Here is a 22,535-nt window from a genome sequence, read left to right as displayed (position 1 = left end):
AACCGAGATTATGAACGCGCAATCTCGGTTCTTTTTTATTCCTGTCTATCCATTATGCACTTAACTTACAATGCCATACGGTATTCAATCACACCGGGTTTTTCAGCAACCCAGTCATATAAACGTTGTCCACGTAAATTCGTTTCTTGTGTATGCCAATATAACCGAGCACAGTGACGCTGCTTCGCTTGTTGATTGACAAATTCAATTAGCTGCTTCCCAACCTGTCGACCACGGGCATCAGGAGAAACAAATAAATCTTCTAAATAGCAAAAATCATTTTCAGCCCATGTTGAACGATGAAAAAGATAATGAACAAAACCCAGTACTTTTTCACCTTCTAGTGCGACGACACAATACACGGGCTCTTTTTCATCAAAAAAACGTGACCATGTTTTTAATGTAGTTTGTTCTGACAACTCAACGTTATAAAACGCTTGATAGCTCAACCAATGCGGCAACCATTGCGTATAGTGTTCTTGTTCGATAAATTTAATCGACACAGTTATTGGTGTTTGATTTATCACTCAGCGTCCCTCGATGCTTATAAAACGACATAAAATAAAATTTCATCAATCTCTTTATGCTTGTTATGGTACGTTTTATTTTGGATCTAAATAAGGTACACTTTTTGTGTTTTTATAGGATCCACTTTTATGAAACAGAAAAAAACAGCTTATTTTCCTAATCTTGTTTTAGAAACGGGTCCTATTGGCTCACAAGTTTATCAAGCCATTAGAAAAGCGATTTTAGAGGGTCGCTTAACCTCTGGCAGCCGCTTACCTTCTAGTCGTACACTTGCTGAAATGATGTCAATTTCACGCAATTCAGTGATTACTGGATTTGAACGTTTAATTGATGAAGGTTATTTAGTTACGCGTCATGGTGCTGGTACTTTTGTCGCCCCAACGATCCCCGATGAATTAATCCGAGCAACAGATAATTTAAATGCATTATCGTCAAACGCTGAACCCAATGATGCTCTTAATACTAATATCCAAAAAGCACAAAAATATTGGTCGAATTCACAACCTAATACTAATAACAATCACATGTTTCATATTGGTGTGGGATGTGTTGATCTCTTTCCACATGAACTTTGGGGAAGATTATTAGGACGAGTTTGGCGGCAATCTAAAAAAGCGCTGGCAACATTTAACTCACCAATGGGTTATCTGCCATTAAGAGAGATGATTTGCCAATATGTGCAATCAACGCGCGGGCTTCATTGTCAGTCAGATCAAATTATTATTGTTAATGGTACACAGCAAGCCATTAATCTCACGGCAAGAGTATTATTAAAAGAGGGTGATAAAGTTTGGTTAGATGACCCAGGCTATGACAGTGCATTAGGGATTTTTACTTCTTATGGTGCCAAAGTATGCCCTATTGCATCTGATATTGACGGCATGAATATCAAACAAGGAATAGATCAAAACCCTGATACAAAACTTGTGTTTACCACGCCCTCTCATCAATTTCCATTAGGTAATACGCTCTCTCTTACTCGACGCATTGCATTGTTAGAATGGGCATCAAAAAATAATGTGTGGGTTTTTGAAGATGACTATAACAGTGAATTTCGTTACCACTCAAAACCAATTCAAGCACTACAAGGCTTAGATAAGCATCAACGTGTTATTTATGCTGGAACATTTTCAAAGATGATGTATCCCGGCTTTCGTTTGGGCTTTTTAGTGGTACCACCGCATCTAGTATCGGCTTTTGAGGTGGCAAAGTATTATACAGACTCTCATTCTGGTTTTTTAGAACAAGCAACGCTTGCGCTGTTTATCTCACAAGGACATTATGCCCGTCATGTTCGCCGTATTAGAAAAGCTTGTTATGAACGCTATTTAGCCCTCAAAAATGCAATTGAAACCCACCTCCCCCATGTATTTAAAGTAGAACCAACAGACTCAGGCATCCATATTGTCTGCTGGTTACAAGCCGGATATACAGAAGAATATATTATAAAAAGTAGCAAAAAAATTGGGTTAGCGATGCAACCGTTATCTCGTTATTGTATTCAATCATACTCAAAGCAGGGCGTGCTATTAGGATATGCTGCACATAATCCTATTGAAATAGAAAGCAATATTATCGCTCTTGCACAGCAGTTATCTTAAATAAATAACGACTAGTTTTATTATTAATAAAGACAATAAAACACTACAAAAATACCATAATTACATTATTTTATTTTTGGCGTGCAATAATAAACCCACGCAGGAGGAACATTTAACATCACACGCCTTTTTTCTAAATGAAAATAGCGAGATAATATTTTTTCATAACGTGTCGTATATTGAAAAAGAACAAAACAGCCTTGGCTTTTTAATAATTCTTGATGGACACGTTTTAAAATTTTTAAGCCTGTTTTTTTAGGAATAGATAAAAAAGGGAGCCCAGAAATAATCATATTATAATGACTATCTAGCGACTCAGCTGACGTCGTGTAAATCGTTAATCGTTCATCATTAATTTTACGCAATTCTGTTGTAAAACTCGGTTCTATTTCAAAGACATCAAGAGAGGACTTCACAGACATTCTTTTTAAAATCTGTTGCGTAATAACTCCCGTTCCTGCTCCTAGTTCTGCCACTTGAATATCACGATCCCAATTGAGCTTATCCAACATTTCATAACATAACCAACGAGATGAAGGCGCAATAGTACCCATTGTTGTCGGTGAAATAACAAACCGTTTTAAATACGAGTAATAGGTAGATAATGGAATAAATGTTGAGATATCCATTTTCGCCTCCAGAAGCCTTTTATAAAGGTAAAATAAAAATCAGATTAAATGAAAAACATTCATCGTTATTTTTTATTTATGAAATTACGTCATCTGTTTAATGACAGGCCTTCAGTATAAGGTGCAGAGGGAGTAACAAGTAAATACATTTTTCTTATATATTACACTATTTTACATTTCACACTTTTTACCCAAGTGTATTCGCTATTTTTTATTTACCATTAATTCATAGAAAAATATAAGAAGTAAAAAAAGGATCTTAAAAAGATTAATCTTAATCTGATTCACTTTTTAACAACTTATTGATGTTTGTTCGTTCTGTCACTTTCTTTTGTTAACTCTAGTCAGACTATAAGAAACACTTCTAATTCTTTAGCTAATAATCAATAAATTCACTTGCGCCAACTCTTATATTTTGTCAGGTTAGTGTGAGGTCTCTCTCTAATTCCTACAGACAAGGACAGGGTAACTACAATGAAAAATGTTGGTTTTGTCGGCTGGCGTGGTATGGTCGGCTCCGTTTTAATGCAAAGAATGGTTGAAGAGCGTGATTTTGATGGGATAAACCCTGTTTTCTTCACCACATCTCAACTTGGTGAAGCGGCTCCTGCATATGGCAATCACCGCAGCACACTACAAGATGCTTATGATATTGATACCTTAGCATCTCTCGATATCATTATTAGCTGTCAAGGTGGCGATTACACCAACGATATCTATCCAAAACTGCGTAACGCAGGTTGGCAGGGCTACTGGATTGATGCTGCATCTGCACTGCGTATGAATGATGATGCGGTAATTATTCTTGACCCCGTTAATGGTAAACACATTCAAGACAGCTTAAATAAAGGTATTAAGGCCTTTGTTGGTGGAAACTGTACTGTTAGCCTAATGTTGATGTCATTAGGTGGTCTTTTTGCCAATGATTTAGTGGAATGGGCAAGTGTATCGACTTACCAAGCGGCTTCTGGCGCAGGTGCTCGTCATATGAGAGAACTGTTGTCACAAATGGGTTCATTACATAATCAAGTGGTTAAAGAGTTAGAGAACCCAGCATCGGCTATTTTAGATATCGAACGTAAAGTAACTAACTTTACTCGCAGTGGTTCAATGCCAACAGACCAATTTGGTGTTCCATTAGCGGGTAGCTTGATCCCGTGGATTGACAAGCAACTTGAAAATGGCCAAAGCCGCGAAGAGTGGAAAGGACAAGCCGAGACCAATAAAATTCTAAATACAGGCTCAAATATTATCCCTGTTGACGGCCTTTGTGTTCGTATTGGTGCACTACGTTGTCATAGCCAAGCATTTACCCTTAAGCTGAAAAAAGACCTACCCGTTGCAGAAATTGAGCAACTCTTAGCTGGGCACAATGATTGGGTTAAAGTCATTCCAAATGATCGTGAATTAACTATCCGTGAACTAACACCTGCAGCAGTAACGGGTACGCTAAACACACCTGTAGGTCGTATTCGTAAATTGAATATGGGACCTGAGTTTATTTCTGCCTTTACAGTGGGTGACCAACTGTTATGGGGTGCAGCAGAACCTTTACGCCGTATGCTGAATATATTACGTTAATGGTTTTTCCATTAATAAAAGCGTCAACAATCAGCATAAAAAAACCAGCTAATAACTAAAATTAGCTGGTTTTTTTTACGTTGCAAAATCACACGTAATTAGATGTCGATATTCGCTGCTTTCAACGCATTCTCTTCGATAAATGCACGACGAGGTTCTACTGCATCACCCATTAAGGTGGTAAATAGCTCATCCGTTGCAATTGCATCTTTCACAGTTACTTGCATCATACGGCGTGTTTCTGGGTTCATGGTGGTTTCCCATAACTGATCTGGGTTCATTTCACCAAGACCTTTATAACGCTGAACACCTAACCCACGACGAGATTCTTTCGTTAACCAATCAAGCGCTTCTTCAAAGCTTGATACAGGCTGACGACGCTCACCACGCTCAATAAAGGCACCATCTTCAATCAAGTTACCAATAATGTCGCCTAAGTTGGTAATGCGGTGATATTCGCTACTATGGATAAAGTCGTAATCCAGTTTATAGTCTGTATCAACACCATAAGTACGAATACGCAACACTGGCTCATAAAGACGGCTTTCATCATTTTGAGTAATAGTGTAGCTGTAAGTACTACTTTGCTCTTCAGCTTCATTTAAGCGATTAACTAAGCCACTCATCCACTCTTCCACTTTTGCTTTATCAGAAAGTGCATCTTCTGTCAGTGTTGAGTGATAAACCAAGCTATTTAGCATACTCAGTGGATAAATACGCTCCATACGACGAATAATTTTATGAGCCGCATGGTAATCAACAACTAATTTTTCTAACTGTTGACCGTGCATCGCAGGCGCATGTTCACTAACGTAAAGCGCCGCACCATCAAGAGCGATGGACATCAGATATTCATCCATTGCATCATCATCTTTAATATATTGCTCTTGCTTACCTTTTTTCACTTTGTACAGTGGTGGTTGAGCAATAAAGATATGACCACGCTCGATAATTTCTGGCATTTGACGATAGAAGAATGTCAGTAACAGCGTACGGATGTGAGAACCATCGACGTCCGCATCCGTCATGATAATGATGCTGTGATAACGCAGTTTATCTGGGTTATATTCATCACGGCCAATACCACAACCTAATGCAGTAATCAGTGTTGCAACCTCTTGTGAAGCCAACATTTTATCAAAACGCGCTTTTTCAACGTTGAGGATTTTACCTTTCAGTGGAAGAATTGCCTGCGTTTTACGGTTACGCCCTTGTTTTGCAGAGCCGCCCGCAGAGTCCCCTTCCACTAAATATAATTCAGAGAAAGCAGGGTCACGCTCAGAGCAATCCGCTAACTTACCGGGTAATCCACCTAAATCTAATGCACCTTTACGGCGTGTCATTTCACGCGCTTTACGCGCTGCTTCACGCGCACGTGCTGCATCAATAATTTTACCCACAACGATTTTGGCATCATTTGGGTTTTCTAACAGATACTCAACCAGTTTTTCGTTCATCAGCGTTTCTACTGCTGTTTTCACTTCTGAAGAAACCAGTTTATCTTTAGTTTGTGATGAAAATTTAGGATCAGGTACTTTAACAGAAACAACAGCAATCAGCCCTTCACGCGCATCGTCGCCCGTTGCACTGATTTTAGATTTTTTGCTGTAGCCTTCTTTATCCATATAGCTGTTTAAAGTACGCGTCATTGCCGTACGGAAACCAACTAAGTGCGTACCACCATCACGCTGAGGAATATTATTGGTAAAGCAATAAACGTTTTCTTGGAAACCGTCATTCCACAACATAGCGACTTCAACATTAATGTTGTCTTTTTCAGTAGAGAAATAGAATACATTTTGGTGAATCGGGGTTTTATTACGGCTTAAGTATTCAACAAACGCCTTAATACCACCTTCGTAATGGAAATGGTCTTCGCGGTTATCACGTTTATCAATTAAACGAATAGCAACACCAGAGTTTAAGAAAGAAAGCTCACGTAGGCGTTTTGCTAAGATTTCATATTGGAATTCAGTCTCACCTTGAAAGGTTTCTAGGCTTGGCCAAAAACGAACAAATGTACCTGATTTTTCAGTATCGCCAATTACTTTTAAGCGATCTTCAGGAACACCATGACGATAAATTTGTTGATGGATCTTTCCATCACGATGAATAGTCAGTTCCAGTTTTTCAGATAACGCATTGACAACCGAAACACCTACACCATGAAGTCCACCAGAAACTTTATAGGAGTTATCATCGAACTTACCGCCCGCATGCAGAACCGTCATAATAACTTCTGCAGCAGAAACACCCTCTTCTTCATGAATGCCGGTAGGAATACCACGGCCATCATCTCGAACAGAGACTGAATTATCTGAGTGGATGGTGACGATAATTTCGTCACAGTAACCCGCGAGGGCTTCGTCGATAGCGTTGTCAACTACCTCGAAGACCATGTGATGCAGACCGGTTCCATCATCTGTATCCCCGATATACATACCCGGGCGCTTACGCACCGCATCCAGCCCTTTTAATACTTTGATACTTGAGGAGTCATATGTATTCGACATCAACGTTTCTCGCTTTATTCCTATGGTTTAACCTCTATTTTGCCACGTTCTACGCTAAATAGCCTGCTATTTACATCTAGCATATCTTTAACTTGCCCCTGTGTTATTGCACTAACAAACACCTGAGCTTGCGTAGATTTTAGACGCTCTGCCAACAATTGACGTCGGCTTGCATCTAATTCAGAAGCAAAATCATCGAGCAGATACAGGCATCTTTGCCCATTCTTACGAGTGAAATATTCACCTTGTGCCAGCCTTAATGCACACATCAATAATTTCAGCTGGCCTCGTGACAACATATCTTCTACTGGCGTTCCATCAGCTCGAATGCGTAAATCTGCTTTATGAGCACCTAATGAGGTATAAGCCAGTAATTTGTCACGTTCAAATTGACGCACCAATACATCTGCATAATCAGTTTCTTTATCCCATCCTCGTTGAAAACTCACTTTTAACGAAAACTCAGGGAGAAATAATCGGCACGTCTCTTCAATATCTTTGGCGATATCTGCAGTATATTGCGCTCGCCATTCACTTATCTGTTGCGTTAACGCAATAAGTTCTTTATCCCAAGGCATAAGCTGTCGGTAAGATGACGCTTGCCTTAGTGCTGCATTACGCTGTTTTAATACGCGTTTTAGATCTGACCATGCAGCAAAAAACTGAGGCTCATTATGAAAACATCCCCAGTCAATAAAAGCACGACGATATTTAGGACCACCATTAAGTAATGTAAAACCTTCAGGTGTAATCAATTGCATTGGTAACAATTTTGCTAATTCTGCAATTTTATGCCCATCAGTACCATCAACTCGAACCGTACTATTGCCTTCTCGGTTCTTACTTAATCCTATCGCATAACCGCGACTCTCTTCATGTTGCCCATTTAAGCGGCCATGAAGAATAAATTCATTTTCATCATGTTGAATAACGCGATTAGCTTGAGAACTACGGAATGCGCGCCCATGCCCTAATGTATAAATCGCTTCAAGTATACTCGTTTTTCCGCTGCCGTTGGGGCCAACAAGAAAATTAAAGCCATCCGCTAACGGCAAATCCGCTTCTTTAATATTTCTAAAATTGCGGATCAATAAACGGGATAAAATCATTTTCGTAACGATTATAAACGCATTGGCATAACGACATAAGCAGCCGCTGGACTTGCCACATTTTCTACCTGAACACTTGAAACTGCATCCGTCAGTAACAGTTTTACTTCTTCACATTTTAATGTGTTAAGCACATCGAGAAGGTAACTAACATTAAAGCCAATTTCCATCTCTTCGCCCTGATACTGAACATCAACAATCTCTTCAGCTTCTTCTTGTTCAGGATTATTTGCAGTTATCTTTAATTGACCATTAGTGAGGTTAATACGCACACCACGGAATTTTTCATTGGATAAAATAGCCGCACGAGAAAACGCTTGTTTTAGAATATCACAACCCGCAGTAACTGTTTTATTCGGATTTTTTGGTAATACTCGGCGATAGTCAGGGAAGCGGCCATCAACAAGTTTTGAAGTGAAGATAAAATCACCAACATGTGCACGTAAGTTATTACTACCGATTTGTAGTTGTAATAAGCTTTCGCCACCACCATCAAGTAAACGCATTAATTCGATAACACCTTTACGTGGCACAATAACGGAGTGTCCCGGTAAAGATTGTCCGATATCCATCGAACACACCGCTAAACGGTGTCCATCTGTTGCGACTGTACGTAACTCTGAATTTTCTGTTTCAAACAACATGCCATTGAGGTAATAACGCACATCTTGATGCGCCATTGAAAACTGAGTGGACTCAATTAAACGTTTTAATGTTGCCTGAGGTAAAGTGAATTCAACCTCACTTTGCCAATCATCTAAGTTAGGAAAATCAGATGCAGGTAGTGTCGATAATGAGAAACGACTACGCCCCGAGCGAACTAACAGGCGATCACCGTCTAATTCGACACTAATTTCAGCCCCTTCTGGCAACCCGCGCCAAATATCGAAAAATTTACGCGCAGGTACTGTCGTTGCACCTATTTCATGAGACTGGCTCAGATTCACTCTGGCCATCATTTCCATTTCAAGATCAGTACCTGTCAGCGATAAGGTATTTTCAGTTACCTTGAGCAACAAGTTTCCTAAAATAGGTAAAGTCGGACGACCACCTAAAGGGCCACTGACCTGTTGTAGCGGCTTTAGCAGCTGTTCACGTTCAATGATAAATTTCATAGCGCTAGGATGATAATGTTCTGATTAAGTTAGAAAAATCTTCTTTGATATCGTGACTTTCTTCACGCAGTTGCTCTATTTTTCTGCATGCATGAAGTACCGTTGTATGATCACGACCACCAAAGGCATCCCCGATTTCAGGCAAGCTGTGGTTTGTTAATTCCTTCGCCAGCGCCATTGCCATTTGCCTCGGACGGGCAACCGAGCGAGATCGTCGCTTAGACAGTAAATCCGCCACCTTAATTTTATAATATTCTGCGACTGTTTTTTGAATATTATCAATAGTGACCAATTTTTCCTGCAATGCGAGTAAATCACGTAATGCTTCGCGCACAAAATCTATCGTAATAGCACGACCTGTAAAATTGGCGTTAGCAATAACTCGGTTTAATGCACCTTCAAGCTCACGGACGTTAGAACGAAGTCGCTTTGCAATAAAGAAAGCCACTTCATCTGGTAACTGAATCTGATTTTCATCCGCTTTTTTCATTAAAATCGCAACTCGAGTTTCAAGTTCTGGTGGCTCAATAGCAACCGTCAATCCCCAACCAAAGCGTGATTTTAATCTATCTTCAACACCATTGATCTCTTTAGGATAACGGTCTGAAGTTAAGATAATTTGCTGATTACCTTCTAATAACGCATTAAAGGTATGAAAGAATTCTTCTTGTGAACGCTCTTTATTAGCAAAAAATTGAATATCATCAATTAGCAAAGCATCCACAGAGCGATAATAGCGTTTAAAATCTTCTATGGCATTATTTTGTAACGCTTTTACCATATCTTGAACGAAACGTTCAGAATGCATATAAACCACTTTTGCATTTGCTTTACGTTCCATAATGCTATTACCCACGGCATGTAATAAGTGCGTTTTACCAAGCCCTGTGCCCCCATAAAGAAATAGCGGGTTATAAGCACCACCTGGGTTATCTGCGACTTGTCTTGCTGCCGCTCTTGCGAGCTGGTTTGATTTACCTTCAACAAAGTTGTCGAATTTATGTTTCGGATTGACGTTTGAACGATAACTAAGCTCGGGTAACTGAGAAGCATGATGATTATCCCAACTCGGTCGAATAGGCTGACTATTTATCGGTGTAGGATTCACCGCAGTATGTGTAACTGTTCTTGGAACACTCTCAGTAGCACGTGTTGACATAGGCTTGTTACCTACCTCAAAACGTAAAGAAGGGACTTCAGAACCACAAAAATCCACCAACAATGCATTAATATTATTAATGTATTTTTCTCTCACCCAATCTAACACAAAACGATTAGGTGCATACAGTGCCAGCGTGTTATCGCTCAGTTCTGCCTGCAGGGGACGTATCCACATACTAAATTCAGTGGCAGGTAACTCATCCTGCAAGCGGGCAAGACAATGCTGCCAAAGCGAAAGTGACACGGCGGACTCCCCTCAAAAACAAGACTAAAAAAAATAAACAGGAAAAATGTGATTAAACACTACTTGATTAAATACTTAGGTACACAACACCGTTCCTTTACATCTTTAATAAGGAACAACTTATTGGTGACAACGATTTTTTTGTATCGTTTTCACGAAAGCAGACTGGCTATTCTGGATCGTGACGGGGGATCATATCGCAAAATGAAACGAAGATCCTCTTTCTTTTACACAGTTTTCATGGTTTTTATCCACAGGCTCACTAATTTGTGATAATGCGCCAAATGAAATATGTAAAGGCGTTCTAGTGTACTTGAGTCACCCCATAAATAGCAATTGGGGATAACTTTCTCTTGATAGAAATCCTACTTAGTTATTAAAGATGATCAACAATCTGTCGATAGATCCGTCAAAGATCCTTGCGCTTTCATACCGAGTCCGTATAATCTTCCACCCTGCGTGCTTGCACTAACAAGTCACCCATTTCTGTCCTATTTTAGGTCGTTGATTTGAGTGTCTGTTGTGCATAAGCAAGGATTGATTTTCGGGTTTGCTAAAAAAGAAGACAAAAATCGGTACTTAAAGCGTCATCTTCATTGACGCATTTGAGTGATTTTATTACAATCCCGCATCTTTCCATCATTGATGCTGCGATTGAAGTATCGGTTTGTTTATTTAGACATGCCAATCTGTCAACGCATTTGCTGAATCAGTAATTATATTAAGTAGGTAGAAATCGCCATGAAACGCACTTTTCAACCGTCTGTACTGAAGCGCAACCGTAACCACGGCTTCCGCGCTCGTATGGCCACTAAAAATGGTCGTCAAGTTCTGGCTCGCCGTCGTGCGAAAGGCCGCTCTCGTCTGACCGTTTCTTCGAAATAATAAAAGCTAACCATTCCGTGGTTAAGCTAGCTTTTCCAAGGGAGTTACGTTTGTTAACTCCCAAGCATTTCAATTTTGTTTTCCAGCAGCCACAGCGCGCGAGTTCACCAGAAGTTACTATTTTGGGTCGCCAGAATGAGCTGGGGCATCCCCGCATCGGTCTAACTATCGCAAAGAAAAACGTAAAACGTGCTCATGAGCGTAATCGTATTAAACGATTGGCCCGTGAATACTTCCGTTTACATCAGCATGAATTACCGCCGATGGATTTTGTGTTATTAGTAAGAAAAGGGGTTGCTGAACTTGATAACCATCAATTGACGGAAGTGTTGGGTAAATTATGGCGTCGTCATTGTCGCTTGGCTCAAAAATCCTGATCTTGCTGATTAGGGCCTATCAACTGGGGATTAGTCCTCTGTTAGGGCCCCGTTGTCGTTTTAATCCTACGTGCTCTCATTACGGAATTGAGGCATTGCGCAGGTTTGGAATGATAAAAGGTAGTTGGTTAACAGTGAAACGCATATTAAAATGCCACCCTTTACACGAAGGTGGTGATGATCCTGTCCCACCTAGAAAAAACGACGATAACAGAGAAAATTAACGATGGATTCGCAACGCAATCTTCTATTCATCGCTTTGCTGTTCGTTTCTTTCCTGATCTGGCAGCAGTGGGAGGGTGATAAAGTATCACAAAACACCACCACTACTACTCAGGTCTCGCAACAAGCGGACATGCCAAGCAGTGATAGTCTTGCTGTGACTGGTAACAGCAGTGAGCAGGCAAAATTGATTACCGTAAAAACTGATGTACTTGATCTGCGCATCAATACACAGGGCGGTACTATCGATGAGGCTGATTTGTTAGCCTATCCAGCCGAGCTTAATTCCGATACACCTTTCCGTTTACTGGAAACTACACCTCAATTCCTGTATCAGGCTCAAAGTGGCTTAATCGGCCCAGATGGTCCAGATCAGAAATCTCGCCCTGTCTATAGCACTGACAAAGCACAATTCGTTCTTGATGCAAACCAAGATGAATTGCGTGTTCCAATGACTTATGTGAATGAAGATGGCGTTAAATTCGTCAAAACCTTTATTCTGAAAAAAGGTCAGTATGACATCGGGATTGATTACACCATTGAGAATACAACAGATAAAACACTGACAATGAATTTCTATGGTCAGTTAAAACAGTCTGTTAAGTTACCTGAAAGCCGTGATACTGGCAGCAGCAACTTTGCTCTGCATACTTATCGTGGTGCGGCGTATTCATCTGATGAAACCAACTATAAAAAATATAGCTTTGGTGATATTGAAGATAAAAACTTATCTCTGACAACAAATAATGGTTGGGTTGCGATGTTACAACAATACTTCGCAACAGCATGGGTACCATCCAAAGAAAGTCAGAATAACAGCTTCTATTCTATTACTCTGGAAAACAAATCCATTGCTCTTATTGGTTATAAATCAGCACCAGTGACTATTGCACCTAATAGCACCGCTGATATCACCTCTACATTATGGGTTGGTCCAGAAATTCAGTCTGAAATGTCGGCTATTGCGCCACATTTAGACTTATCTGTAGACTACGGTTGGTTATGGTTTATCTCTCAGCCACTGTTTAAACTGTTGAAGTTCCTTCACAGCTTTATCGGTAACTGGGGTTTCTCCATCATCATGATCACCTTTATCGTTCGTGGTATCATGTACCCGCTGACTAAAGCGCAGTACACCTCCATGGCGAAAATGCGTTTACTGCAACCAAAAATGGCTGCTCTGCGTGAACGTATCGGTGACGACAAACAACGTATGAGCCAAGAAATGATGGCGTTATACAAACAAGAGAAAGTGAATCCTCTGGGTGGTTGTTTACCATTGATTATCCAGATGCCAATTTTCCTTGCATTGTATTACATGCTGATGGGCTCCGTTGAATTACGTCATGCACCGTTTATTGGTTGGATCCAAGACTTATCTGCACAAGACCCGTACTACATCCTGCCATTATTAATGGGTGTAACGATGTTCATCATTCAGAAACTGTCTCCAACAGCAGTGACTGATCCGATGCAACAAAAAATCATGACCTTTATGCCGGTTGTGTTTACCGTATTCTTCCTGTGGTTCCCATCAGGTCTGGTTCTGTACTATATCGTCAGTAACTTAGTGACCATTATCCAGCAGCAGTTAATTTACCGCGGTCTGGAAAAACGTGGCTTACACAGCAGAGACAAAAAATAAGGTCACATGAGGAAAAACCTCTTCCTTGGTTACATTCAAAGGAAAGTGACATAAAATAGCGAAGGCGGTCTTATAGGCCGCCTTCTGTTTTTTCGTTTTTATACAATTAATGATTATTCTGATTAAGCGAGTACACCATGCATAGCACTGATACTATCGTCGCTCAGGCCACACCTCCTGGAAGAGGCGGTGTTGGTATCCTACGCGTTTCTGGCCCTAAAGCGGCTCAAGTTGCACAAGTGATTTTAGGTAAATTACCAAAGCCTCGTTATGCTGATTATCTGCCATTTCGTAATGAAGATAACTCAGTGCTTGATCAGGGTATCGCCCTATTCTTCCCAAATCCGAATTCTTTCACTGGTGAAGATGTTCTAGAACTACAAGGTCATGGTGGCCCTGTTATTCTCGATTTATTACTAAAACGAATTTTACAAATTCCTGGCGTACGTATTGCTAATCCGGGTGAATTCTCAGAGCGTGCATTTTTAAATGACAAACTCGATTTAGCACAAGCAGAAGCTATTGCCGACTTAATTGATGCAAGCTCAGAGCAAGCAGCACGTTCTGCAATTAACTCACTACAAGGTGCGTTTTCTTCCCATATTAATGAGATGGTCGAGTCTTTAACTCACCTACGTATTTATGTTGAAGCGGCTATTGATTTTCCTGATGAAGAAATCGATTTTCTCTCTGATGGAATAATCGAAGGTAAACTCGATGCAGTAATTGCTGAGTTAGATAATGTTCGAGCTCAAGCACACCAAGGCAGCCTGCTGCGTGAAGGGATGAAAGTGGTTATCGCAGGACGCCCTAACGCGGGTAAATCAAGCCTACTTAACGCATTAGCAGGTAGAGAAGCGGCGATAGTAACCGATATCGCCGGCACAACTCGTGATGTATTACGTGAACATATTCATATTGACGGTATGCCTTTACATATTATTGATACAGCGGGATTACGCGAAGCCAGCGATAAAGTAGAACGCATTGGTATCGAACGCGCGTGGAAAGAGATAGAACAAGCTGACCGAGTACTATTTATGGTTGATAGCACCACGACCGATGCGACTGCACCTGAAGATATCTGGCCTGATTTTATGGAACGTTTGCCAAGCACATTACCCGTTACCGTTATTCGTAATAAATCAGATTTAACGGGTGAAAATGTAGAAATCACCGCTCAAGGTAATTACCCAATGATCCGTTTATCCGCTCGCGATGGTATGGGAATTGAGTTACTGCGCGATCACTTAAAAGAAGCGATGGGTTTTAGCGGTAATACAGAAGGTGGTTTTTTAGCACGACGTCGCCATTTACAGGCATTAAATACCGCGGCAGAACACTTACAACAAGGCTATGAGCAACTGGTGTATGCGAAATCAGGTGAATTATTAGCAGAAGAATTAAGACTTGCTCAACAAGCATTAAGTGAGATAACCGGCGAATTTACCTCTGATGACTTATTAGGTCGTATTTTCTCTAGCTTCTGTATTGGTAAATAATCTCTCAAACATACCTGCTGTAGCGTGTAAAACATACTTTACCGGTTATAGCAGGTAGATATGAATCTACACGCTATAACAAGTATATTAGTGATTAGCGCCTATAACCGATAAAATAGTGATGATTATAATTAATGCCCAACAACTCAGCATCCATCTAAAAGATGTTTGATTAAATCAAAAACTTTCTCAAGCCAAAGTTGCTTAGAAAATAGCTATTCGACAAGATACCGTTTCTAATTTTAAACTTAATCCTAACTCCACCAAGCTTGATATTTTTTTAAACTTCTTTCAGCACTTAATTTAGCAATAGAAATTTATCCTAAAGATGCTAAAAGTAATTCTGCATACAAAAGTGAATAACAAGATGAGTGGTAATGGCATGAGAATGCGTTCTACACACCTCGCTGACATTTAATACATTACCGTCATCGTGAATAAAATTGATTCATCGGTTATAACAGGTAACGATAGAAATTAAAAAAGAATTACATTATTAATAATACTTATTTTTCTCTTTATTATTTTTTATTTCTTATCATTTTAAAATATTAAAACCAGAGTTAAATGAAGCCCAAGATTATTTAATTTAATATTTTATCTCTATTTTAATAGCGCAAACGTTTACCTTATTTTTATAATAAATCGATGAAAAAATAGCACTTAAACTTATGCTTAATATTATAAAAAAACGTGTTATTTAATGATCTAAATATAGATCAAACGCCTATCGCAATGCTAAACTCCGCCTTTAGTTAACTGGGTTATTATCCCCCCTAATTATTAAGAGTGAATAGTGAAAACGCTTTTTTTTACTGCGCTGACAACAGGCATTCTTTCTGCCGTTTGGGCTTTTGTTGCTAATCAATTTGGGTTATTAAGCTGGGCTGGTTTTTTAGGGTGTACCGCTTATTTTGCTTATCCTAAGGAAGGCCTTAAAGGATTGGCTGTAACCATTGCGACAATGATGAGCGGTGTTATTTGGGCACTAGCAATTATTTATGGTAGCAATTTATTTAACGATACTTCAATTTTAGGGTATGCCATTACTGGCGTGATTGCTTTTGTGATGTGTATTCAAGCTAAAAGTACCTTACTCGCCTATATTCCTGGTACTTTTATTGGTGCTTGTACTCTATTTGCTGCTCAAGATAATTTACCTCAAATTATAATTTCATTAATTGTTGGCGTGTTATTTGGTTACTCAATGAAAATGAGCGGGCTTTGGGTGGCACAAAGATGGCGTACGGCGTAGTTAAAAACATTTAACCATCAGAAAAGCTGTTTATAACTAACTGTTAAAACAGCTTTTTATTGATAACAGCCCCGTTCTTCAACAAGGGATGATCATCGGGGTTCCTGCTATGGGATCAGGAATAATTTGGCATTCCAAATCAAAGACTTGCTTAATCAACGCTTCATTAACTATCGCTTGTGGCTCACCTTGAGCGACGATTTGCCCTTTTACCATCACCACTAAATTATCAGCATAGCGACACGCCTGATTTAAATCGTGTAATACAGCAACAACAGTACGAGCTTGCTCCCGATTAAGTTTACGAAAAATATTGAGCAGTTCTATTTGATAAGCGATATCAAGGTAAGTTGTTGGTTCATCTAACAGCAAAATATCCGTTTGTTGTGCTAACACCATAGCAACCCAAACTCGTTGGCGTTGTCCTCCTGATAAAGAATCAACCGTTTTATCTGCAAATTCAGTCACACCCGTTTCACGCATTGCTGTATCTACAGCTAATTTGTCGTCCTGGCTCCATTGGTGCATAAAGCTTTGATGTGGAAAACGGCCTCTGGCAACTAAATTTGCAACCGTTATTCCTGCTGGCGCCTGCATTGTTTGAGGTAACAGTGCCATTTGACGCGCCAAGACTTTGGTTGAAAAATCAGTTAATGGCTGATTATCTAAAGAAATATACCCTGCTAACGGTTTGAGCAATCGACACAAACTACGCAAGAGCGTTGATTTTCCACAACCATTTGGCCCAATAATAACAGTAACTTGCTTATCAGGGATCGTTAACGAAATATCTTGGCAAATTGTTGTTTGTTGGTATCCCAGCTTTAAATTATGAGTTTGTAGTCGATTATTATTCATTACATTATCTTTCTTAATTTAATTACGACACATCATCAATATAGGTGATGCATTCACATCACCCATTTAAGATTTAATGACTAAAAACGAAATTCTACCGTTGCACCAAACATACGTGGACGCTGGTAAATAGCGGTGTCTTTATTATTATCAGGAATAAGAATACGTTTATCAGAATCAAATAAGTTCTGAGCAAACAACGTCGTTCTACCCCATTTAAAGTTATAACCCATCTGTAAATTAGCTAGCCAGAAGCTATCTACTTTGCCGCTTTCTGCATTATTAGCTTGAGAAAAGTAATTTCCTGAAAACTGTACATTACCACTCACATCTATAGCTTCTGTTAACTGATATTTAGCGCCTATATTCGCCGTGTAATCAGGTGCGCGCGCTAACTCTTTACCTTCAATACCACTATTACCAAAATCTTTTATTTTAGTTTTTAATAAACCCACACCGGTATTTAGCTCTAAAGAATCAATAGGTTGATATGCGACAGTTAATTCAGCACCATAAGTCTCTACTTTTTTCGCATTACGAATAGTGGTTGAATTTGGTCCTAAATAAAACGGCAACTGCATATCTTTATAATCGTTATAGAACAAGTTAGTCATCACGCTAAGTTTGTTATCAAGCAAACTATTACGAGTATATAAACTATAGTTCCAAACATATTCAGGGGAATAAACATAAGTAACGATAGGGCTGCCAATAGTGACACCAGCACCACCTCCGTTATAACCACGCCCTACGGCAATACCAACTGTTTGGTTAGCTGCCGGTTTCCATGCGAAATCTGCTTTAGGTAAGAAGGTGTTATAGGTTTCATCAAAATCGATAGCAACTGTTTTGCTACCACCATTACGAGTATGATGTTCACGCTCAAAACGTCCTGATAAAGTGACATCTATTTCAGGAAACAGAGCATAATTTAATGAACCATAAGCAGAAGCCGTTTCGGTTTTATCATCAAAATAACTTCCACCGAAGATATTCACAAACTCATCTTGTTTAGCGTGAAAATAACGTAACCCAAAAATTCCACTTAATGCTTCGCTATCTGTTTTAAAACGTAGCATTGGCTCAAATTCAAGCTCTTTCGCATCAATATCCGCACGCGGGCTTTTAGCTTCAGTTAAACGTCGAGTCGAGAAATCAGTATAAATTAATGTATTTTCGACACTTAAATTATCGCTAGCTTCCCATGTGGTATTTAAAATACCGCTAGTTGTTTTACGTTTAATCACAGGACGAAAACGTGGTGCAGCGTCAGGCGCTAAATTACTGGCCATTTTAGCTTCGTTTTGTGGCGAACGGCTATCGAGATGACTTACTGTTAACTTAGCTTTAAAGTCTGGATTATCGATAGAGTCGTAAAGTAACTTACCGCGGAATGTATTTGAGTGAATTTCTCTAGGATTGCCTGACGGTGAGTATTTGTCCATATGCTCAAAACTTTCGCGTTCTTGCCTTTCAGCAGTAAAACGAAATGCCAGTTTATCTTCAATTAATGGTCCTGACGTCATTACAGCATATTGACGAAGATCTTGCTGACCCGCGCCTATTTTTACCGCATTTTCCCAGTAAAAGGTGGGATCCATCGTTTTGACTAAAATGGCACCTGCTATCGCATTACGGCCTTGAATATAACTTTGTGGATCACGGAAAATTTCAACAGTATCCACATCCCATAGTGATTGTGCGCCATAGCCAAACTCATTATAAGTAAATGAACGACCATCAACAGAAAAATTCACACGAGGACGAGTACCACCAAGAAATGCAATTGCACCTTGAGCAGGTCCCGAACCATCAACACCACGAATAGCAGGTAATGCATTACTATTACCGTTATCAACAACGTTAGGCGTCATTTGTAATAACGTATTAACGTCTGCATTGGGTGTTGCTTCTATCTTTTTAAAATCATATACCGTGACACTTGAACCCGTGTCATAAATAGATTTATTCAGTTTTTCACCCGTAACAATCAACACATCTTCATTTTTATTATCGTGCTTTTTGTTCTCTTGAGAAATTGCTTCTTTAGGCGTCTCTTGTGCATTTACATTGGGTGAGACCACCCAAAGTGTGCTTAATAAAGCAGTTTGCACCACCGTTGTTATCGTTGTTTTTTTTGCGCGTAGAGTAAGAATACCAGACATGAGTCTATACCTTTCATGCGATTCGCATGCCATTAGGCGGTTAAAAATACGCTCATCACTTTCCCAATTTTTAATTTATCGTTAGGCACTTATATGAAAATACTATGCCTTTTTAACGACCATCCCATTAACTCATCCATAAGTTAGAAAATATTTACTATATTTATTATTATTTACGCATTATATATAATGCGTATCATTATTAATATGTAATAATAATCATTATCAAATTATATTTTATATGTTCTCGTTAATAACCATAAAAGATAAAGCCCACCAATAACGCCCGTCATTAAACCCACAGGCATCATTACGTTAAAAGGTAAGCTTTGAGAAAGCACATCGGCTAAGAGTAAAAGCAGTGATCCCATTAATGCAGAACCCATAATAGGAAGCTTTCCTGAATGACTTAAACGAATAACTAACTGAGGCGCAGCAAGGGCAACAAATGCAATAGGCCCGGCACAAGCAGTTGCTAATGATGCCAATATCACAGCACTAAAAATCATTATCCATCTCACTCTACCGACATTAACACCCAACTGTTGTGCCATATCATCACCCATTTCCATTAAAGTGAGTGATTTAGAATAGAAAAAGATAAGTGGAATTAAGACAAATAATCCAATAAAAGCGGGGTAAACATGCTGCCAAGTACGAGCATTAAGAGAACCGGCTAACCACAAATTAGCGACTATAGCGTTATCAATATTACCTTTAACTAACAGTAAACCATTAAAAGCATGTAATACGGCACCTACGCCAATTCCGATAAGGATCATGGTATAACCCGACATTACGCCATTTTTTAATGACAATAGATAAACAACCAACGCGGTTGCCATTCCCCCGACTAATGTAGAAACTGCAATTTCAGGAATTGAGCCGTTAAATACAATAATCTGCAATAACGCCCCCGATGCGGCACCAGTTGTAAAACCAATAACATCAGGCGAACCTAAAACATTACGCGAAATTGACTGAAATATTGCGCCAGAAATACCCAATGCAGCACCCACACCAATTGCAGTAAGTAGTCGCGGTAGCCTAATATCAATAACAATTTTTTCTTTAATACCACCTTGTGATTCACCTATCACAATATTAATTAAAGTGGGTATATCTATCGGAAATTTTCCTGTTGTCATCGCTAAAAAAGCCAACAAGATAACCAATAAAAATAAAAGAGCAGCCACAATAATATCGCGTTGGGAGAAGACCCAAGACCAAGTGCCAAACTGACAGATTATTTCGTTGCTTTTTAATTTCATAACGTAATAATCCGCCAGCGTTTAACTAAATAAATAAAGAAGGGCCCACCAATAAGCGAGATCATAATACCTACACTAATTTCACCAGGAGTGCCGATAAGTCGTCCCAAACAATCTGCAATTAGCATAATTGTGGCGCCAATAAGCATCGACATCGGTAATATTCGGCGGTATTCAGCACCCACTAAACGACGAGCAAAATGAGGTGCAGTTAAACCTAAAAAACTAATTGGCCCTACCGCTGCTGTTGCACTACCCGCTAGCAATACAATAGCGAAAGCAGATAACAGCCACACACGATTTTGATTAGCCCCTAATGCATGGCTAACATCATCACCTAATGTCACGATATCCAATGCTCGAGTTAACGAATAAGCAATTACACTGCCTATCGCAACAAGTATCGTTATGGGATATAGCACATCAAAACTTCGCCCTTGCAGTGAACCCACAACCCAATGGCGAAATTGATCAAATACTTTTTCATCACTATTAACAGTAACTAGCTGTGTCATTGCCAATAAAACAACAGAGAGCGCAACACCAGACAGCACCATTCTGATAGGATTTATACCGTGTCTTACACCGCCAAGTAGATAAACACCGACACCCGCCATAAATGCGCCAATTAAGCCAAACCACATATACAAAGTGACATCAGTAATTCCCGTTAATGCAATTAATGAAACTATCGCCACCATTGCGCCCGCATTAATACCAAATAATCCCGGATCTGCTAACGGGTTACGTGTCAATGCCTGCATTAACGTTCCGGCTCCGCCTAATGCAATACCAATAACGATAGCCAATAAGGTACGAGGAAATCGTAAATAACGAACTAACAAGTGCTCACTGTTAGTCGCATCAAAAGCGATAAAGGCATTCCATGTGGTTTCAATTGAAACATATCGACTACCCACAAATAAACTCAGAACAGCAAAGGCGCCCAATAGGAAAATCGCTCCCCTTATTCCCCACTTAATAACATGCTGAGAAGCAGACATACGTTATGACTTATGCTTATTAAAACGCATCACAATATCGCTAATTATTTCTTGCGCACTGTAGTAGTCGACCCGAAATGAGTTAGCACCTAAGCCATAAACTTGTTTTGTTTTAACAGAAGGCATATTGGCAAGAATAGGGTCAGCCATAAAAATATCTGCATCTTTAGCTGTACCACTTAATAAGAATGTTGTTGGTGCCGTCAGTTGTGTTAAATGTTCATACTGGGCCCAAACAAAATCAGAAACGGGTTTATCTTTCGGTTGCCATGCCAAATCAGCACTTTCGATAGAAAAGCCAAGTTGTTGTAATAATATTGCATGAGGACTCGTTTTTAATGAAACGGGATTAACCGTTCCAGCACCAAAATAAGAGATAATGTTGACATTATCCGTTGGTAGTTGAAGTTTTGCTTTGCTGCTAACAACTAAGTCATTAAATTGTTGTAACAGCGCTTTCGTTTCGTTTTCTTGCCCTGTCGCTTGCGCCAATTGAACCGCTAAGCTTTCCCAACCTTGTTTACCATAATCTAAGACGATAGTTGGTGCAATTTGTTGAAATTGCTCAACTTGAGGATAAACAGTATCACCACCGTTAATTGACACTACGATTAAGTCTGGTGCTGTCAGATAGGCCATTTCTAAAGAAACACTACCTGCCGACCATAACTTTTCAACGCCCTTATCTTTTGCCACCTTATCCCATTGAGCAAAAAATTTACCATTTGCAGCAGTTGAACTCGCAATCACAGGTGCATCCATTGCTAATAATGTGCCAGTAATAGAAACCGATGCCGATAATATCCGCTTAGGTTTTTGTTTAATTTCAACAGTAGAACCATCAACACTGGTAAAAACACGAGGCCAAGA

19 protein-coding genes are annotated in these 22,535 nt (G+C 39.6%); 8 read left to right on the top strand and 11 right to left on the bottom strand.

The features are described from left to right. Positions 1-65: 65 nt before the first annotated feature. Positions 66-527, bottom strand: a complete 462-nt coding sequence (locus M997_RS01745; protein WP_420874849.1) for a GNAT family N-acetyltransferase — start codon at positions 525-527, stop codon at positions 66-68. Positions 528-656: 129 nt separating this feature from the next. Between M997_RS01745 and pdxR the strand changes: the two genes are divergently transcribed. Then, complete coding sequence (gene pdxR, locus M997_RS01740) at positions 657-2,129, top strand: MocR-like pyridoxine biosynthesis transcription factor PdxR (protein WP_064718403.1); 1,473 nt, start codon at positions 657-659, stop codon at positions 2,127-2,129. A 65-nt stretch (positions 2,130-2,194) separates the two neighbouring features. Here the strand turns inward: pdxR and M997_RS01735 are convergent, their stop codons facing one another. Continuing rightward, positions 2,195-2,758, bottom strand: a complete 564-nt coding sequence (locus M997_RS01735; RefSeq protein WP_064718402.1) for a class I SAM-dependent methyltransferase — start codon at positions 2,756-2,758, stop codon at positions 2,195-2,197. A gap of 474 nt (positions 2,759-3,232) precedes the next feature. On the opposite strand from M997_RS01735, the gene asd reads away from it, so the two are divergent. Next, positions 3,233-4,339 carry an aspartate-semialdehyde dehydrogenase gene (gene asd, locus M997_RS01730; RefSeq protein WP_064718401.1) on the top strand — a complete coding sequence of 369 codons (1,107 nt, stop codon included), beginning with the start codon at positions 3,233-3,235 and terminating at the stop codon, positions 4,337-4,339. A 98-nt stretch (positions 4,340-4,437) separates the two neighbouring features. Here the strand turns inward: asd and gyrB are convergent, their stop codons facing one another. The 4 genes from gyrB to dnaA are packed head-to-tail and all read right to left on the bottom strand — an operon-like array spanning position 4,438 to position 10,481. Then, positions 4,438-6,852: a DNA topoisomerase (ATP-hydrolyzing) subunit B gene (gyrB, locus tag M997_RS01725; protein ID WP_064718400.1), complete on the bottom strand. Its 2,415-nt coding sequence runs from the start codon at positions 6,850-6,852 to the stop codon at positions 4,438-4,440. A gap of 20 nt (positions 6,853-6,872) precedes the next feature. Then, on the bottom strand, positions 6,873-7,961 hold the full coding sequence (recF, locus tag M997_RS01720; protein ID WP_064718399.1) for a DNA replication/repair protein RecF: 1,089 nt from the start codon (positions 7,959-7,961) through the stop codon (positions 6,873-6,875). 11 nt (positions 7,962-7,972) lie between these two features. Further along, complete coding sequence (dnaN, locus tag M997_RS01715; RefSeq protein WP_064718398.1) at positions 7,973-9,076, bottom strand: DNA polymerase III subunit beta; 1,104 nt, start codon at positions 9,074-9,076, stop codon at positions 7,973-7,975. A 4-nt stretch (positions 9,077-9,080) separates the two neighbouring features. Next, on the bottom strand, positions 9,081-10,481 hold the full coding sequence (gene dnaA, locus M997_RS01710; RefSeq protein WP_064718397.1) for a chromosomal replication initiator protein DnaA: 1,401 nt from the start codon (positions 10,479-10,481) through the stop codon (positions 9,081-9,083). 741 nt (positions 10,482-11,222) lie between these two features. Here dnaA and rpmH point away from each other — a divergent pair. From rpmH to M997_RS01680, 6 genes are all read left to right on the top strand, one after another. After that, the gene (gene rpmH, locus M997_RS01705; RefSeq protein ID WP_036933424.1) at positions 11,223-11,366 is read left to right on the top strand and encodes a 50S ribosomal protein L34; all 144 of its coding nucleotides are present in this window, start codon (positions 11,223-11,225) and stop codon (positions 11,364-11,366) included. 17 nt (positions 11,367-11,383) lie between these two features. Then, positions 11,384-11,743: a ribonuclease P protein component gene (gene rnpA, locus M997_RS01700; protein ID WP_071788569.1), complete on the top strand. Its 360-nt coding sequence runs from the start codon at positions 11,384-11,386 to the stop codon at positions 11,741-11,743. Beyond that, positions 11,707-11,967 (top strand): membrane protein insertion efficiency factor YidD, encoded by a 261-nt coding sequence (gene yidD, locus M997_RS01695; protein WP_064718396.1) that lies wholly within the window; start codon positions 11,707-11,709, stop codon positions 11,965-11,967. Before rnpA ends, yidD begins: the two co-directional genes overlap by 37 nt. A 2-nt stretch (positions 11,968-11,969) precedes the next feature. Continuing rightward, a complete protein-coding gene (yidC, locus tag M997_RS01690; RefSeq protein ID WP_064718395.1) occupies positions 11,970-13,610 on the top strand; it encodes a membrane protein insertase YidC in 1,641 nt (546 codons plus the stop codon). A 137-nt stretch (positions 13,611-13,747) separates the two neighbouring features. Further along, positions 13,748-15,112 carry a tRNA uridine-5-carboxymethylaminomethyl(34) synthesis GTPase MnmE gene (gene mnmE / locus M997_RS01685; RefSeq protein ID WP_064718394.1) on the top strand — a complete coding sequence of 455 codons (1,365 nt, stop codon included), beginning with the start codon at positions 13,748-13,750 and terminating at the stop codon, positions 15,110-15,112. A gap of 796 nt (positions 15,113-15,908) precedes the next feature. Continuing rightward, entirely contained in the window at positions 15,909-16,367 is a 459-nt protein-coding gene (locus M997_RS01680; RefSeq protein ID WP_064718393.1) for a DUF1097 domain-containing protein, read from the top strand. Positions 16,368-16,445: 78 nt separating this feature from the next. On the opposite strand, the gene M997_RS01675 is transcribed toward M997_RS01680, so the two are convergent. From M997_RS01675 to fepB, 5 genes are all read right to left on the bottom strand, one after another. Next, positions 16,446-17,225 (bottom strand): ABC transporter ATP-binding protein, encoded by a 780-nt coding sequence (locus tag M997_RS01675; RefSeq protein ID WP_064718392.1) that lies wholly within the window; start codon positions 17,223-17,225, stop codon positions 16,446-16,448. A gap of 80 nt (positions 17,226-17,305) precedes the next feature. After that, positions 17,306-19,390, bottom strand: coding sequence for a TonB-dependent receptor (locus M997_RS01670; protein WP_082918368.1), 2,085 nt, complete (start codon positions 19,388-19,390; stop codon positions 17,306-17,308). A gap of 230 nt (positions 19,391-19,620) precedes the next feature. Beyond that, the gene (locus tag M997_RS01665) at positions 19,621-20,661 is read right to left on the bottom strand and encodes a FecCD family ABC transporter permease (RefSeq protein ID WP_064718391.1); all 1,041 of its coding nucleotides are present in this window, start codon (positions 20,659-20,661) and stop codon (positions 19,621-19,623) included. After that, entirely contained in the window at positions 20,658-21,665 is a 1,008-nt protein-coding gene (locus M997_RS01660) for a FecCD family ABC transporter permease (protein ID WP_064718390.1), read from the bottom strand. Before M997_RS01660 ends, M997_RS01665 begins: the two co-directional genes overlap by 4 nt. A gap of 3 nt (positions 21,666-21,668) precedes the next feature. Further along, the coding region (gene fepB, locus M997_RS01655; RefSeq protein ID WP_156510798.1) for a Fe2+-enterobactin ABC transporter substrate-binding protein at positions 21,669-22,535 on the bottom strand (867 nt) is incomplete at its 5' end.

Source organism: Proteus hauseri ATCC 700826, assembly GCF_001654965.1.
Taxonomy (GTDB): Bacteria; Pseudomonadota; Gammaproteobacteria; order Enterobacterales; family Enterobacteriaceae; genus Proteus; species Proteus hauseri.
Note: the sequence above shows the minus strand (reverse complement) of the source record. Positions and strands in the feature narration are given on the sequence as shown.